Below are 15973 nucleotides of genomic sequence, written 5' to 3' on the forward strand. Positions count from 1 at the left end.
GAAAGTGCGCTCAATTTGGAAGGAGGAGTGCAAATGTCGCAAAAGACAATAAACATTACAGGGGTATCTCTGTGCAAAAAAGCAGGAAGAATACGGATATTTCATTCTACAATAAAAAGATTGGGTGAACCGAAGTATATTCGCTTCCTTTTTAACCCAGAGAAACAGCTTTTTGCGGTACAGGCATCTGATCGGAAAGATTCAGAGTGCTTCTATGTGCCAAAATGTAGTGAGAATGACTGGAACTTTGTAATAAACAGTATTCCTATGCTGCGTATTATCTGGAAAGTATGTAAATGGGATGAAGAAAAAAGCTATCGAATATCAGGAACCTATCATGCAGAGTGTAATCTGGTGGTATTTGATCTGAAACAGGCAGTTACCTTGATGATGAATGAGACAGAATAAGAGAAAATAGCAGATATTATTGAGCTTCTGAGCAATCAGAGGTTCTTTTTTTATGCCATTTTACAGGGTGTAATTGAATAGTTCTGTGCTTAGTGAGTAATTTTGAAAAAAAGTTGTTCCTTACGGGCTACTGGAATTCGGGGTGCTAGACTAAATTCCACCAGCCATATTTGAAAAATGTGAAACGTTTACATCCAGTCTGCATTACTATGAGAAGATAGAGCCTATTTTTGGCCAAAAATGAAGTGAATTGGGTGGAATATATATGTTTATTTTCTGATACTCCGGTAATGGAATTAAAATATGTTTTTGAAATTGATAAATCTGAAATAATTTATGATATTTCTTATCAATGGGTAGATGTATTTTTGAGAGAAAAGTTGACTGTAGATGGTATTGAATTGTTGTCAAGGGAGGGAAGTACAGCAAATACAATACTGACAGAGGTAAAGAATTATACAGATATACCAAAACAGTTATTATTTTTGAGAGATATATTTTTTAATACAAGATTTCGAGGACAAGTAAAATTACAGAAATGGTTTGAGTTTTTGTCTAATTCTGTATATATGGATATGTGTTTAAAAAGTGCTACGCAGTATAAGGGAGTGGATTTATCACTAAGATCTTATATGGAAGAGTCTGGAACAAAACTCATTAATGATTTCTTTGAGCAATATCATTTTGAACAAAGGATTGAGTATAATAAAAAAGCAACTGGAAATATCGTGACTTTAGAGTCTCCGGAGAATCAGATATATTTTAGGCGAAATGGGATAAACGAACCAATCCCGTATGAAATGGAATCATTGGGAAAGGCATATAGAATACTGAGCTTGTTGTGTGTTTCATTGCTTGATTTAGGGTTATTAGAGATAGAAGAGGAAACTTAAGAGAATTTTCCATTTTATTCAAAAAGAATGAGAAATATTGATTTGCCCCTTGATTAGTTTTTAAGGACTGGTTGTTTTTTGTTTTTGCTGTGATATAATCTCATCTTTGACAGTTGATTAGTTAAAAAAGTGCCACAATCCCTGTAAATTGATATGCTCCCCATATGGTAGACAATGGAAATATCCAAAAATCTATCATATGCATGACTATATGGAACTTATATTTGAAAAGATGTGTAAGGAGTATCTGATGCGTTATGCAGACAACCTGCCGTTTGATTTGGCTGATGTCGGTCAGTGGTGGGGAACTGATCCGCGTGAGAAGAAGCAGATACAGATAGATATTGTAGGTGTTCCGGTACAGGAATCAAATCAGAAAATAGCAGAGTATTTGATGGGGTCTTGTAAATTCAAAAATGAGAAAATTGGGTTGAATGAATTAGAATTATTAGAACGATATGCGATGGCCTTTGCAAAGGGAGAAAAATATTATTATATTATTTTTTCACTGGGAGGATTTACCGAGGAATTGCTTGCAGTGGCACATGAACGAAACGTAATGTTGCTAACTTTGGAGGATCTTTATAATTACTTCAATCGCATGTTATAAAAAGAAATGTAAGGTTATGATGAAAAGTGAAGAATAAAATATGGAATATAATGAAAAGAATCTGCCGTTGGCAAAATGGCTAATCGATAAGACAAATACAAAGGACTATCGCATAGGAAATCTCTTAGGAATGAAGCACCCAAAGGTGGATGGGGATCTTTTGAAAATAGTGGGTGGCAGAGATGAACTGGTCAGACAGGCAAAAGTTTTAGAAAGAATTCCAGCATTAGGCGGAGAAGAATATCTGCATTTTGACTGGAGAGAAATGAATACAGATATCACGAAGATTGATTATCGGGTAGAAGTAATTCCTGGATTATGTGACTTAATTGGGGTCATTGATCCTAGAGAACGCCAGTTACAGGCAATAACAAGAGTGTGCAAACTGCAGGAGGATGTATCCGGAAGCTGTCTGTTCGCTTATTGTAATCATGTGCTGGAACAGTTGAATAAAGGGAATACGAAAGAGTTATCCAAAGCGGAGGATGAAGAATTTCTTAAGTGTCTGAAAGCGTTAGCTGATCTGAAAGAACCGGAATGGAAGCGCGTGTTCAGCTCCAAAGTATTTGAAAAGAAAAATGATATCACGCCATCTAAAGTTTTCGAACGCATTTATCAAGGTGCAGTTATCGAAGCTTTGAAATACTCTCCGCAATATGAAGAAGGCATGTCAGATGATGAGATACTGGCAGCACATGGAATATTAAGTTATTCCCAGACATTAGAATGGAAAGGTGCCGTGGAGTATTGCATGACAGATCGAAATGGCACAGCGATAGAGAAGAAAATCGACACTTCCTTGAATTATTATGGAACGGTACTTAATGCACAGACATTAGAGCATGCCGTACCAAACTTACGAAATAGTGTTGAAAAAATCATTGTGATTGAGAATAAAGCGAATTATGAAAGCATGGAATATAATCCAAAAGTTTTATATATCTTTTGTCATGGCTACTTTTCGCCAAAGGAAGTTCGCTTTTTGCAAATGTTAATGAAGACAGCACCGGAAGAAATCCAGTGTTATCATTGGGGAGATATGGATTACGGTGGAATACAGATTTTTTTGTATAATGAAAAGAATATTTTTCCAAATCTGATTCCATGGAAGATGGACGTTCCCTCCTATAAGGCAGCGTTGGAAAAGGGAAAAGGAATTAAGCTATGCAGCAAAAAGCAGAAAAAGTTAGAAGCATTGAATGCCGGTAAATTAGAAGTACTGAAACAGTGTATATTGGAAAATAAGATGGAAATCGAGCAGGAGATGTTAATATAAAAATGTCTCGATCTCATCGACAGTCATCATATTATATACACTCTGGCAAAGCTCAATTACAAAGATAGTTTGAATCAGCTTCATCTCTTGCGCCAGCGAAGCTTCTATGGTATACTTACACGGATTGTAGAATTGACTATATAATGACAAATAAGAGGAATCTGGTCGCAAAAAAGCTTTTTTAGATACCGGATTTCGTATCGGGGCTCACAAGGGAGTCTTGAAGTGTACATATACAAGAGACACAGTGAAAGGAGTTATAGTATGTGTGGGATTGTAGGATTTACAGGTGATATGCAGGCAGCACCAATTCTGTTGGATGGTCTTTCTAAGCTGGAGTACCGAGGATATGATTCAGCAGGAATCGCAGTAAGAGATGGGGAGAAAGAGACAGAAGTAATTAAAGCAAAAGGCCGTCTGAAAGTTCTGTCTGAGAAGACGAATGGCGGAGAATCCGTACCTGGAACATGTGGTATCGGACATACAAGATGGGCGACTCATGGAGAGCCATCTGAGACAAATGCACATCCGCACGTCAGTGATGATGGCAATGTTGTAGCAGTTCACAATGGTATTATAGAGAACTATCAGGAACTGAAAGATAAGCTGATCCGTAAAGGTTATTCTTTTTACTCAGCAACAGATACAGAAGTTGCTGTAAAATTAGTTGACTATTATTATAAGAAATATCTTGGTACACCGGTTGATGCAATCAATCATGCATTGATCCGTATTCGTGGTTCTTATGCACTGGCAATGATGTTTAAGGATTATCCAGGAGAGATTTATGTGGCAAGAAAAGACAGCCCGATGATACTTGGTGTAGATGGTGAGAATTCTTACATCGCATCTGATGTTCCGGCTATTCTGAAATATACAAGAAATGTGTATTACATCGGAAATCTTGAAATGGCCCGCGTAAGAAAAGGAGAGATTACATTTTATAATCTGGACGGAGACGAGATTCAGAAAGAGTTGAAGACGGTCGAGTGGGATGCAGAAGCAGCTGAAAAGGCAGGATTTGAGCATTTCATGATGAAAGAGATTCATGAGCAGCCAAAAGCAGTTTCTGACACTTTGAATTCTGTCCTGAAAAATGGAGCGATTGATTTATCGGAAGTAGGATTATCCGAAGAGGAGATGAAAGAGATCAGCCAGATTTATATCGTAGCATGCGGATCTGCTTATCATGTAGGTATGGCAGCACAGTATGTCATCGAAGACCTGGCAAGAATTCCGGTACGTGTGGAACTGGCAAGCGAATTCCGTTATCGTAATCCAATCTTAGATCCCGAAGGTCTGGTCATTATCATCAGCCAGTCCGGAGAGACGGCAGACAGCCTTGCAGCACTCCGTGAATCTAAGGAGATGGGAATTAAGACACTTGGTATTGTAAATGTGATCGGATCTTCTATCGCAAGAGAAGCAGACAACGTATTCTATACACTGGCAGGACCGGAGATTTCTGTAGCTACAACAAAAGCTTACAGCACACAGCTGATCGCAACTTATGCACTTGCAATTCAGTTTGCAAAGGTTCGTGGACAGATTACGGAAGAACAGTATACAGGATATATTGAAGAGCTGCAGACAATTCCGGATAAGATCAGTAAGATTATTGCAGATAAAGAGAGAATCCAGTGGTTCGCAGCAAAGCAGGCTAATGCAAAAGACGCATTTTTCGTAGGAAGAGGAATTGATTATGCAATCAGTCTGGAAGGCAGCCTGAAGATGAAAGAAATCAGTTATATCCATTCTGAGGCATATGCAGCAGGAGAGTTGAAACACGGAACCATTTCTCTGATTGAAGATGGAACACTGGTAATCGGAGTGCTGACACAGCCAGATCTCTATGAGAAGACAGTCAGCAATATGGTAGAATGTAAGAGCCGTGGAGCGTACCTTATGGGATTGACTACATTTGGTCATTACAATATTGAGGATACAGCAGATTTCACTGTTTATATTCCAAAGACAGATCCACATTTTGCAACATCACTTGCAGTTATTCCATTACAGTTGATGGGATATTATGTGAGCGTGGCAAAGGGATTAGACGTAGATAAGCCGAGAAACCTTGCAAAGAGTGTAACAGTGGAATAAGAATAATAGAATAAGAATGTTAATTGAGGACATAGTGTTTATTTAAAATGCTATGTCCTCTTTATAAAAAATGAAGCCTCCCACTTAAGGAGCCTTCATTTTTTATGAGTGTCTGACAAATTTCCAATTATGATATCTGTTCAGATACAAAATGTTCAATTTGAAAATGATCCGATACTGGGATTACTCAGCCTCTTCACTGTCTTCATCATCAGCAATTGCAATATGTGATTCAGTTACAGTAACAACAGTTGTCTCAGGATCTGTAACCAAGTGGACATCTTTATCCTGTGCAAGTGACAGATCTTTTACTTTAATCGTATCGCCGATACGGAGTTCTGCTACATCAATCTCAACTTTGTCAACAAGTGCAGATGGAAGTGCTTTATAAGAAACTTCCTCTAACTGTTGCTGCAATACACCAGATGCAAGTTTGTCATGGTTTACAAGAACAATCTCTGCAACAGAATGTACAACTTCATCTTTGACAAGAGCCTGGAAATCCATCTCATCTACTCTGCCTTTTAATGGGTTATAATCAACCTCTTTGATCAATACATTGTGGGATTCGCCGTCAATATCCAACATGATCTGGCTTCCTTTATTGCTCGTCTTAAGCAGGCGGTCAACTGCGGCAGCATCCATTTTTACTGGAATGGACTCTTTCATCTCTTTGCCGAATACGTTACCGGTAACATAGCCCTCTTTTCTTAATTTTTTTGCCTTTACGGCAAGTGTTCTTTTTTCAGCTTTTAAAGTATTCATTTATCTTTTCCTCCAAGTCTGAATAATTTTATGAGTTCTATTTGTTACAACTGTAGTATAGCACCTGCACAATATTATGATTAACCAAAAAATATAAAAAACAGAGAAAAAGATTATGCAAAATAGACAAAGCACTAAGACCTGATGTTTCATGTATAACGGATGAAACAGATGAATAATGTTACCAGGTCGTTACCAGGTGACGTTAACGAGCAAGAAAGCATATATTGACAAATATTCATTTTTTAGTATAATTAATACAATGCTCTCAAAAGTGAGAGCGTTCTTTGATTATAGAAAAGGAGAGAGAACATGACAACAACAGTATCTATATTAATTGCATTTGGCGTCTATCTTTTGGGAATGATCGGAATTGGGATCTGGAGCATGAGACAGACGAAGGGGGCAGACGATTTCTTCCTCGGAGGACGAGGACTTTCCGCTCCGGTAGCTGCGATGTCTGCACAGGCATCTGACATGAGCGGCTGGTTGCTGATGGGACTTCCGGGCTCTGTATATGCACTTGGAACCGGGCAGGCATGGATCGCCGTAGGACTAGGACTTGGAACGATTGCTAACTGGCTTATTATCGCAAGACCACTTCGTGCATATACAATTGTAGCGGGAAATTCTATGACGCTTCCGGAATTTTTCGGAAACCGTTATCACGATGAAAAGAAGATTTTACTTGGTATTTCTTCAGTTATTATCGTCATTTTCTTTCTGGTATATACAGCTTCCGCGCTGGCAAGCGGAGGTAAGCTTTTTAACACTGTATTTGGATTGGATTACCATATAGCTTTATTTCTGGGTGCAGCAGTTATTCTGATCTACACATTTATGGGAGGATTTCTTGCAGTGTGTTCTACAGATTTCTTCCAAGGATTACTGATGTTGATTGCAATTCTTGCAGTACCGGTGCTGGCATGGGGATTTGTAGGTGGTGATTTTCATAACATGCTTGCAAATACAGGAGTGAATCCGGACAATTACTTAAGCTTTACATATAATGGAGATCATCCGATCACAGCGGTAGAGATTATTTCTAATATGGCATGGGGACTTGGATATTGTGGTATGCCACATATCCTGATTCGTTTTATGGCAATCCGCAGTGAGAAAGAACTGAAGAAATCTTCAGCAATTGCAATTGTGTGGGTTGTACTTTCCCTTGGATTTACGATTGCGATCGGACTGCTCGGACGTGCTTTTCTCTATCCGGAGATTCTCGGAGTAACAGAGGGGGCACCATCAGCAGAGTCAGTATTTATTGAGATGATTCAGAAGGTTTTCATCGAAAAGATTCCGATTCCATTTATTGCAGGATTGTTTATCTGTGGAATCCTGGCAGCTGTAATGTCAACTGCAGATTCACAGCTTCTGGTATGTTCTTCTTCCGTGTCTAAAGACATTTACCAGAACATTCTGAATCCGGAAGCTTCTGATAAGAAGGTATTAAATGTAGCACGTCTGACAACATTTGGCGTAGCTGTATTAGCATTTTTCATCGCATGGGATCCGAACAGTTCTATCATGGACCTGGTATCTGATGCATGGGCAGGACTTGGAGCAGCATTTGGTCCGCTTGTCGTTATGAGCCTCTTCTGGCGCAGAACGAATCTTCCGGGAGCTGTGGCAGGACTGGTGTCCGGAGCAGTGACTGTGCTGATCTGGGATTATCTTCCAATTGTAAATGGACAGACAATCGGAAATGCAACAGGAATTTATTCTTTGTTAGTCGGATTTGTTATCAGCTTGTGCTTTATCGTAATCGTCAGTATGGTTACAAAAGCACCGGACGAGACAATTCTTGCGCAGTTTGATGAATATAAAAAATACGAAGAAAAAGATATGTAAGAATAGAAGTGTAAATAATAAGAAATGTAAGTATAAGGTCGCTATATGGCTAATGTTAACTTCATGACATTGGCTGTATGGCGCCTTTTTCGTTGCCAAGCATACGACAAAAAGGTCCGGTGGACCTTTTTTAGTTACATAGCAGGAAATGTTAAATTATCTATATTTGATATAATATTAACTCAAATTTATAAAAATAGTTTGTTTTTTAACTATCGATCGTATTATTTATAGAAAATTGCGAAAAATAGTAAAATAATATTGAATTGAATGTAAAAATGTGATATGGTACGTTATACAAGAAAAGGCTTACTGAAAGGAGAAGGAAATATGGGATTTTTAACAGGTAAGACAGCGATCATCACAGGAGCGGGACGCGCGGTATTAAGTGATGGCAGATGTGGATCTATCGGATATGGAATCGCAACTGCATATGCAAAAGAGGGGGCAAATCTTGTTATTACAGGACGTAATGTGCAGAAACTGACAGATGCAAAAGAAGAATTAGAGAGACTGTACGGAATAAAAGTACTTCCGGTACAAGCAGACGTATCTGCAGGCGCAGACAATAAAGCAGTTGTTGACAATGTCGTGAAACAGGCAATCGATACATTTGGGCGAATCGATGTGCTGATCAACAATGCACAGGCTTCTGCATCCGGAGTTACACTGGCAGATCATACGCAGGAACAGTTCGATCTGGCAATGTATTCAGGATTGTATGCAGTATTTTATTATATGCAGGCATGCTATCCATACTTGAAAGAGACAAAAGGAAGCGTTATCAACTTTGCTTCCGGTGCGGGACTTTTTGGTAATTATGGTCAGTGTGCATATGCGGCAGCAAAAGAAGGAATCCGTGGACTTACAAGAGTTGCAGCAACTGAGTGGGGACCGGACGGAATCAATGTCAACATCGTATGCCCACTTGCATGGACTGCACAGCTTGAGAAATTCGAGCAGGCTTATCCGGACGCATTTAAGGCAAATGTAAAGATGCCGCCGGCAGGTCACTATGCAGACGCAGAGAAAGAGATCGGAAGAGTGTGTGTACAGCTTGCATCTCCAGACTTCAAATATATGAGTGGTGAGACACTGACACTGGAAGGTGGAATGGGTCAGAGACCATAAATAAGAATTTATCAATAAAAAGATGCATGATTGCAGGATAAGATTCTGCAGTCGTGCATCTTTTTCTTTATAAGTATCCCCCGTCAAATGTGATGATCTGTCCGGTGAGATATTCTGGCGCGCAGATTAGTTTCCACACCATTTCAGCAACTTCTTCAGGAGTGGCGAAGCGTCCGGCAGGGATATCTTCCGCAAGTTCTGCCCGTTCTGCTTCGTCTAATTGTTTATTCATTTCGGTATCGATGACACCACATGCAAGAGCATTGACTGGAATTTTACTTCTTGCCAGTTCTTTGGCAAGTGCCTGGGTGAGCCCGCCGACACCGGCTTTGGAAGCAGAGTAAGCCGCTTCACAGGATGCACCGTTTACGCCCCACATGGAGGAAATGTTGATGATCCTTCCGCTTCCGTGTGACAGCATAGGAGGAATGGCAGCGCGGCAGCAGTAGAAGACGGAGGAGAGATTACTGGAAAGCACCTTATCCCAGTCTTCATCAGTCATATCCATGAGAAGCCCGATGTGGGAAATCCCGGCATTGTTTACCAGTACATCCAGATGGTCACAGGTCTTGGCAATCGTATGGAAGATTTCCCGCACAGTATCAGGATTTCCAATGTCACCTGGCACCAGTGTACATGTGCCAATCTTTTCAATTTCTTGTCTGGTTTCTTCCAGTGCGTCAAAAGAGCGGGAACAGTTCAGGAAGATATGATAGCCCTCAGCCGCGAGTCGAAGGGCGATCGCACGTCCGATGCCACGGGAAGAGCCGGTAACAAATGCATATTTTTGTGTATATTCAGACATAATGACCTCCAGGAAAAATGTTTTTATGCATTACAGTTGAGGCAAAAATCCACAACATCATCTTATAAATACATATTTATATTTATTATATACTGGAATGATTGATATTTGAAGAACGAGATGCTATTATTTAAATAATAGTTGATAAGCACGCTTGTAATATAGGACTTATCAATAAGACAGGTGACTGGCAGCGAATATGGGGATAAAATTTTGAACGAATTAGAAAAGAAAGGGCAGATGGTCGCTCGTGCGATTGCATTTGCTACAAAGGCACATGAGGGGCAGTTCCGAAAAGGGACGAAAAGACCGTATATTGTTCATCCATTGGAGGTGGGTGAGATTGTCGCAACACTGACTTTTGATGAGGAGATTATCAGTGCAGCGCTTTTGCATGATACAATCGAGGATTGCCAGGGAATTACACGGGAAGTACTGGCGCAGGAGTTTTCTGAGCGTGTGGCAGCGCTGGTGGCTCAGGAGAGCGAAGACAAGTCAAAGACATGGTTTGAGCGCAAGAGTCATACGATTGAGCATTTAAAATATGCACCGTATGAGGTGCGTATGATTGGTCTGGCAGACAAGCTTTCTAATATCCGTGATATCGACAGGGATTATCCGGTCATGGGAGAAGAGTTGTGGAATCGTTTCCGAATGAAAGAAAAGAACACGATTGGCTGGTATTACAAAGGATTGCGGGAATCTCTGCGCGAAGGATTTGAGCAGGAAGAAGCATTTCGCGAGTACAGTTATCTGGTAGATAAGAATTTTGGGATAGATGAGTCATCTCACATCTGATATAGCTGTGTAAAAAGGAGACGCTTCAGATTTATAATAGAATCTGAAGCGTCTCCTTTTTGTTGTTGCCAAGTTAATTGAGGAACCGGGCGACCACAATGTTTGATTAAGTGCTGTTCGCACTTAAAATTTGGGTTGGGTAAAATTAATAATACAATAAAAATTTGATTAAATTATATTGCAAAATTATGATAATATCAAGACATTTTTGCAAAATAAAAAATTTTTTACATGCTCTTGGAAATTTCTTCACAAGTTTTCATGGCTTCGATTACGGAGCTGCGGAAGCCTTTTTCTTCCAAAACACGGACAGCTTCAATAGTTGTTCCTGCCGGGGAACATACCATATCTTTTAACTCACCTGGATGCTTTCCGGTTTCCAGAACCATTTTCGCACTTCCAAGAACTGCCTGGGCAGCGAACTGGTAAGCCTGAGCTCTTGGCATACCACCGGAAACGGCTGCATCAGCCATAGCTTCGATAAACATAAATACATAAGCCGGGGAGCTTCCGCTAACAGAAACGACGGTGTCCATCAGGCGCTCTGGAATGATCTCAACGCGTCCGAAACTCTCCAGAAGTGTGAGGACATAAGCAATCTCTTCTTTTGTCATATATTCATTCGGGCATGCGGCAGTCATACCTGCTCCCACAAGCGCCGGAGTATTTGGCATTGTACGGACAATTTTTACATTTTTACCAAACTGTTCCTTTAACCACGCCAAAGTTTTGCCTGGTGCGATTGTGATAATGATCTGATCTTCACGAACATCATCTTTGATTTCGGCAATTACCTCTGCATAGAACTGCGGTTTTACAGATAAAATGACAATATCAGAACTATTGATAACTTCATGGTTGTCAGCAGTTACCTGAATTTTGAACTGCTCTTTTACACGCTCGCGTCCAGCTTCCATGACATCTGCTCCGATAATATCATTTGCAGGGATGATTTGATTCTTTATAATACCGCCCATAATAGCAGACGCCATATTTCCAGTGCCGATAAAACCTAATTTCATAGTGATTCCTTCTTTCTTATTATTTGCCTTGCCCATGTTCGTTCATTTCCGGGTGGAAAATGTGTAGTTTAGCCGTATTGCTAAGATTCGTTTGGTAATCATTTTCCAGGCATCTTAGGAAAATAATAGCATTCTGGAAAAATGAAGTCAATCCGAAGTTAAAGGAATCGCTCTTGCGAGTTTGGGCAGGGATGACATTGTGAGACTCGCTCTTGTAGGAAGTGACAGAGTTGGATATAATGTACAAGAAATAATTTTTGCATTTGCATTTTTGAAATTAAGTGAAAATATATAGAAATTTGGTTAGGAAGTGACTGAATATGAAAAAAGAACTGGATTATTTTACAATAGAAGGGTGCTACGGAGGCAATCAGGACTGGTTCACGAATCTGGTTATGCATATGGGTGGCTGTGCTGCAGCGACCGCATGCGACAGCTGCATTTATTTCGGACTTCGGAATGAAAAGATGAAGCCGCTTTATCCATTCGATATAGAATGCCTTACAAAAGAAGATTATAAGGCATTCAGCCAGATCATGAAACCTTACCTCAAACCACGTGCTGGCGGTGTACGGAAGCTTAGCTGGTTCGTGGAAGGTCTTGGACGATATATTCAAGATGTAAATGAAGCGAAACACACGGATATTTACATCAGGATGGAAGAATTCTGTGGTGATCATACATGGCAGGAAGCAGCTATATTTATTAAAGAACAACTAGATCAGGACATTCCTGTACCGTACCTGCTTTTGCGCCATCAGAACGAAGCCTACAAAGACTATATCTGGCATTGGTTCCTGCTCACCGGATACGAAGAAAAAGATGGAAAAATGTACATCAAAACAGCAACTTATGGGGAAAGCGATACCTTCGAACTTGAAGACTTCTGGAACACCGGCTGCGAAGAAAAAGGAGGCCTCATACGCCTTACACCACACTACAATTAATTAGGCAACGTGTTTGCCCATCCAGCTTTCAGATATAGAATAAAAAGTAACAATAGAATATATCAGTACCAGGAAATATTGACGATACACCTAACCTACGCTACAATATTACTCAGGATTTTCGAAAATTATCGGGAACAGAATGACTGCAAATTTAGATTTGCTTTTCGGGTAATTTCCAACAATCTGAGAAAAATTAAAATAAAAATATAGAAGAAAGAGGTATACAACATGGCAAACCCAATCGTAACATTTGAAATGGAAAACGGTGACATTATGAAAGCAGAATTATATCCGGAAATTGCTCCGAACACAGTGAACAACTTTATTTCACTGGTTCAGAACGGATTCTATGACGGACTCATCTTCCACAGAGTGATTCGAGGATTCATGATCCAGGGTGGATGCCCGGATGGAACAGGCATGGGCGGTCCGGGATACACAATCAAAGGCGAGTTCTCACAGAATGGTTTTGCAAATGATTTAAGACACACAGAGGGTGTTCTTTCTATGGCAAGAGCAATGCATCCGGATTCAGCAGGTTCCCAGTTCTTCATTATGCACAAGAATTCCCCGCATCTGGACGGAGCTTACGCTGCATTTGGTAAGATTACAGAAGGAATGGATATTGTAAATAAAATTGCTGAGACAGCAACCGATTACAGTGACAGACCACTGGAAGAGCAGAAGATGAAAAAAGTTACGGTAGACACAATGGGAGTAGAATACCCGGCTCCGGAGAGAGTTTAAGATAAAAAGTAAACAGTTAAATTAGAGGAGGCACAAAGAGCCCATGGATATGATACAGACAGACAAGCTGGTATTTGAATATGACAAACGGGATGAAGATGGCAATATTATCGGCAAGTCCCGGGCAATCGATGAGGTGGATATCGATGTGAAAGAAGGGCAGTTTATTGCAATTCTTGGTCATAACGGTTCAGGAAAGTCCACATTTGCAAAACATATAAATGCGCTTCTTGTGCCAACTGATGGAACGATGTGGGTAGACGGACGTGACACAAAAGATCCGAACGAGCTGTGGAATGTAAGACAGAGTGCGGGCATGGTTTTTCAGAATCCAGACAATCAGATTATCGGAACGGTCGTGGAGGAAGATGTTGGATTTGGACCGGAGAATCTGGGCGTACCAACCGACGAAATCTGGAAACGTGTAGAAGACAGTTTGAAATCTGTTGGAATGATTTCTTACCGGCATCATTCACCCAATAAGCTTTCCGGTGGACAGAAGCAGCGTGTAGCAATTGCCGGGGTCATCGCTATGGAGCCGAAATGCATCGTTCTTGATGAGCCGACAGCTATGCTGGACCCGATGGGGAGAAAAGAAGTTTTAAAAACAGTGCAGAAGTTAAGAGAGCAGAAGAAAGTTACGGTTATACTGATCACACATTATATGGAAGAAGTGGTCGATGCAGACAAGATTTATGTTATGGATCACGGGCATGTAGTGATGGAAGGAACACCGAAAGAAATCTTCTCTCAGGTCGATACATTGAAGTACTACAGATTAGATGTTCCGCAGGTGACGATTCTTGCGGACGAGCTTAAGAAACGAGGACTTGACATTCCGGATGGAATTTTGACGAAGGAAGAACTGGTGGAGGCATTATGTCAATTAAAATAGAACATTTGAATTATGTATACAGTGAAGGTACAGCCTACGAAAAACATGCGTTAAAAGACATTTGCCTGGAGATTCCACATGGAGAATTTGTGGGGATCATCGGACATACAGGTTCCGGAAAGTCTACGCTGATCCAGCATCTGAATGGACTGATCAAAGGAACAAGCGGAGCCATCTATTATAATGGAGAGAACATTTACCAGGATGGGTACGATATGCGGGCACTCAGAAGCCAGGTGGGACTTGTGTTTCAATATCCGGAGCATCAGTTATTTGAAATAGATGTGCTGACGGATGTGTGTTTTGGACCGAAGAATCAGGGATTGTCACAGCAAGAGTGTGAGGCACGGGCGCTGGAGGCATTGAAGCTTGTAGGATTAAAAGAAAAATATTATAAATCATCACCATTTGAACTCTCAGGAGGGCAGAAGCGAAGAGTTGCAATTGCCGGGGTACTGGCAATGCGTCCGAAGGTGCTTGTACTGGACGAGCCGACTGCGGGATTAGATCCGAAGGGGCGCGACGAGATTCTGGATCAGATTGCATATCTGCACAAGGAATCGGATCTGACGGTTATTCTGGTTTCCCATAGTATGGAGGATATCGCCAGATATGCGGATCGGTTGATTGTGATGAACAGTGGTGAAGTGATGTATAACGATACCCCGAAAAATGTGTTCGCACATTATCAGGAACTGGAGAAGGTCGGACTTGCAGCACCGCAGGTGACATACATTATGCATGATCTGAAGATGAAAGGATTCCCGGTAGGTGTGACTGCTACAACTGTAGAAGAGGCAGCAGATGAGATTATGCATGCATTAGGAAGACAATAGCAAAAAAAGATAAAAGGCTTGTAAATAGATATTGGAGATATAAAAAATGATTCGAGACATTACAATAGGACAATATTATCCGGCAAAAAGTATATTGCACAGACTGGATCCAAGAGTGAAGGTTGTATCCACACTTTTATTCTTGATTTCATTATTCCTGTTTCGGAGTATTCCAGGATACATCATTGCGACCGCATTTCTTGTGATGGTAGTACGTTTGTCAAAAGTACCGTTTGGTTATATTGTGAAAGGTCTGAAGCCTATTATCATGATTTTGATGTTGACGGTATTATTTCAGTTGTTCCTGACAAGAGGCGGTGACACATTAGTTCACTGGTGGATCTTTACAATCACAGAAGAAGGACTGGTAAATGCGGTGTATATGGCGATCCGATTAATTTATCTGATTATTGGATCATCATTAATGACATTTACAACGACGCCGAATGAGCTGACAGATGCTATTGAGAAGCTGCTTGGACCGTTGAACAAAATTCATATTCCGGTTCACGAGATCGCTATGACAATGTCTATAGCACTTCGCTTTATCCCGATTCTTCTGGAGGAGACGGACAAGATTATGAAGGCACAGATTGCCAGAGGTGCAGATTTTGAAAGTGGAAATATGCTTCAAAGAGCAAAAGCTATGATTCCAATCCTTGTACCGCTTTTTGTATCTGCGTTCCGCCATGCAAATGACCTTGCCATGGCGATGGAGGCAAGATGCTACCACGGAGGAGAAGGACGTACGAAGATGAAACCGCTTCGTTATGTGAGCCGTGACCGTGTGGCCTATGCAATTGTGATTCTTTATGTGGCAGCAGTATTCGTGATTGGAAGATATGTACCGTTTCATATCTGGATTTTTTAACAGGAG

Annotated in this window: 16 protein-coding genes; 13 read left to right on the plus strand and 3 right to left on the minus strand. The window is 40.6% G+C overall.

Annotated features, from left to right (window positions below; translation table 11 throughout):
• The first annotated feature begins 33 nt into the window (after nucleotides 1-33).
• From LI164_RS05090 to glmS, 5 genes are all read left to right on the plus strand, one after another.
• Entirely contained in the window at nucleotides 34-408 is a 375-nt protein-coding gene (locus LI164_RS05090; protein WP_227086841.1) for a hypothetical protein, read from the plus strand.
• Nucleotides 409-638: 230 nt separating this feature from the next.
• Nucleotides 639-1301, plus strand: a complete 663-nt coding sequence (locus LI164_RS05095) for a hypothetical protein (protein WP_227086842.1) — start codon at nucleotides 639-641, stop codon at nucleotides 1299-1301.
• 199 nt (nucleotides 1302-1500) lie between these two features.
• The gene (locus tag LI164_RS05100) at nucleotides 1501-1911 is read left to right on the plus strand and encodes a DUF234 domain-containing protein (RefSeq protein WP_005336009.1); all 411 of its coding nucleotides are present in this window, start codon (nucleotides 1501-1503) and stop codon (nucleotides 1909-1911) included.
• A gap of 40 nt (nucleotides 1912-1951) precedes the next feature.
• Nucleotides 1952-3187, plus strand: coding sequence for a Wadjet anti-phage system protein JetD domain-containing protein (locus tag LI164_RS05105; protein WP_227086844.1), 1236 nt, complete (start codon nucleotides 1952-1954; stop codon nucleotides 3185-3187).
• A 264-nt stretch (nucleotides 3188-3451) separates the two neighbouring features.
• Nucleotides 3452-5290: a glutamine--fructose-6-phosphate transaminase (isomerizing) gene (glmS, locus tag LI164_RS05110; protein ID WP_227086845.1), complete on the plus strand. Its 1839-nt coding sequence runs from the start codon at nucleotides 3452-3454 to the stop codon at nucleotides 5288-5290.
• 183 nt (nucleotides 5291-5473) lie between these two features.
• On the opposite strand, the gene LI164_RS05115 is transcribed toward glmS, so the two are convergent.
• Nucleotides 5474-6055, minus strand: a complete 582-nt coding sequence (locus LI164_RS05115) for a 50S ribosomal protein L25 (RefSeq protein ID WP_227086846.1) — start codon at nucleotides 6053-6055, stop codon at nucleotides 5474-5476.
• Nucleotides 6056-6367: 312 nt separating this feature from the next.
• Here LI164_RS05115 and putP point away from each other — a divergent pair, with 312 nt between their 5' ends.
• Nucleotides 6368-7912, plus strand: a complete 1545-nt coding sequence (gene putP / locus LI164_RS05120; protein WP_227086847.1) for a sodium/proline symporter PutP — start codon at nucleotides 6368-6370, stop codon at nucleotides 7910-7912.
• A 330-nt stretch (nucleotides 7913-8242) separates the two neighbouring features.
• On the plus strand, nucleotides 8243-9043 hold the full coding sequence (locus tag LI164_RS05125; protein ID WP_005341128.1) for an SDR family NAD(P)-dependent oxidoreductase: 801 nt from the start codon (nucleotides 8243-8245) through the stop codon (nucleotides 9041-9043).
• A gap of 67 nt (nucleotides 9044-9110) precedes the next feature.
• Here LI164_RS05125 and LI164_RS05130 read toward each other — a convergent pair whose 3' ends face one another.
• Entirely contained in the window at nucleotides 9111-9848 is a 738-nt protein-coding gene (locus tag LI164_RS05130; RefSeq protein WP_173785513.1) for an SDR family NAD(P)-dependent oxidoreductase, read from the minus strand.
• A gap of 240 nt (nucleotides 9849-10088) precedes the next feature.
• Here LI164_RS05130 and LI164_RS05135 point away from each other — a divergent pair, with 240 nt between their 5' ends.
• Nucleotides 10089-10646 (plus strand): HD domain-containing protein, encoded by a 558-nt coding sequence (locus LI164_RS05135; RefSeq protein ID WP_173790176.1) that lies wholly within the window; start codon nucleotides 10089-10091, stop codon nucleotides 10644-10646.
• 227 nt (nucleotides 10647-10873) lie between these two features.
• On the opposite strand, the gene proC is transcribed toward LI164_RS05135, so the two are convergent.
• Nucleotides 10874-11668, minus strand: a complete 795-nt coding sequence (gene proC, locus LI164_RS05140) for a pyrroline-5-carboxylate reductase (RefSeq protein WP_117658025.1) — start codon at nucleotides 11666-11668, stop codon at nucleotides 10874-10876.
• 320 nt (nucleotides 11669-11988) lie between these two features.
• Here proC and LI164_RS05145 point away from each other — a divergent pair, with 320 nt between their 5' ends.
• The 5 genes from LI164_RS05145 (at nucleotide 11989) to LI164_RS05165 (ending at nucleotide 15967) form a co-directional block, all read left to right on the plus strand.
• Nucleotides 11989-12615 carry a hypothetical protein gene (locus LI164_RS05145; protein ID WP_227086848.1) on the plus strand — a complete coding sequence of 209 codons (627 nt, stop codon included), beginning with the start codon at nucleotides 11989-11991 and terminating at the stop codon, nucleotides 12613-12615.
• A gap of 231 nt (nucleotides 12616-12846) precedes the next feature.
• Complete coding sequence (locus LI164_RS05150) at nucleotides 12847-13365, plus strand: peptidylprolyl isomerase (RefSeq protein ID WP_005335991.1); 519 nt, start codon at nucleotides 12847-12849, stop codon at nucleotides 13363-13365.
• 43 nt (nucleotides 13366-13408) lie between these two features.
• Entirely contained in the window at nucleotides 13409-14260 is an 852-nt protein-coding gene (locus LI164_RS05155) for an energy-coupling factor transporter ATPase (RefSeq protein ID WP_227086849.1), read from the plus strand.
• Complete coding sequence (locus LI164_RS05160; RefSeq protein ID WP_029730881.1) at nucleotides 14245-15096, plus strand: energy-coupling factor transporter ATPase; 852 nt, start codon at nucleotides 14245-14247, stop codon at nucleotides 15094-15096. The genes LI164_RS05155 and LI164_RS05160 overlap by 16 nt, the downstream gene beginning before the upstream one ends.
• 46 nt (nucleotides 15097-15142) lie before the next feature.
• Nucleotides 15143-15967, plus strand: a complete 825-nt coding sequence (locus tag LI164_RS05165; protein WP_029730882.1) for an energy-coupling factor transporter transmembrane protein EcfT — start codon at nucleotides 15143-15145, stop codon at nucleotides 15965-15967.
• Nucleotides 15968-15973: the final 6 nt, after the last annotated feature.

This window comes from Dorea sp. 210702-DFI.3.125 (genome assembly GCF_020560945.1).
Classification (GTDB): domain Bacteria; phylum Bacillota; class Clostridia; order Lachnospirales; family Lachnospiraceae; genus Dorea; species Dorea formicigenerans.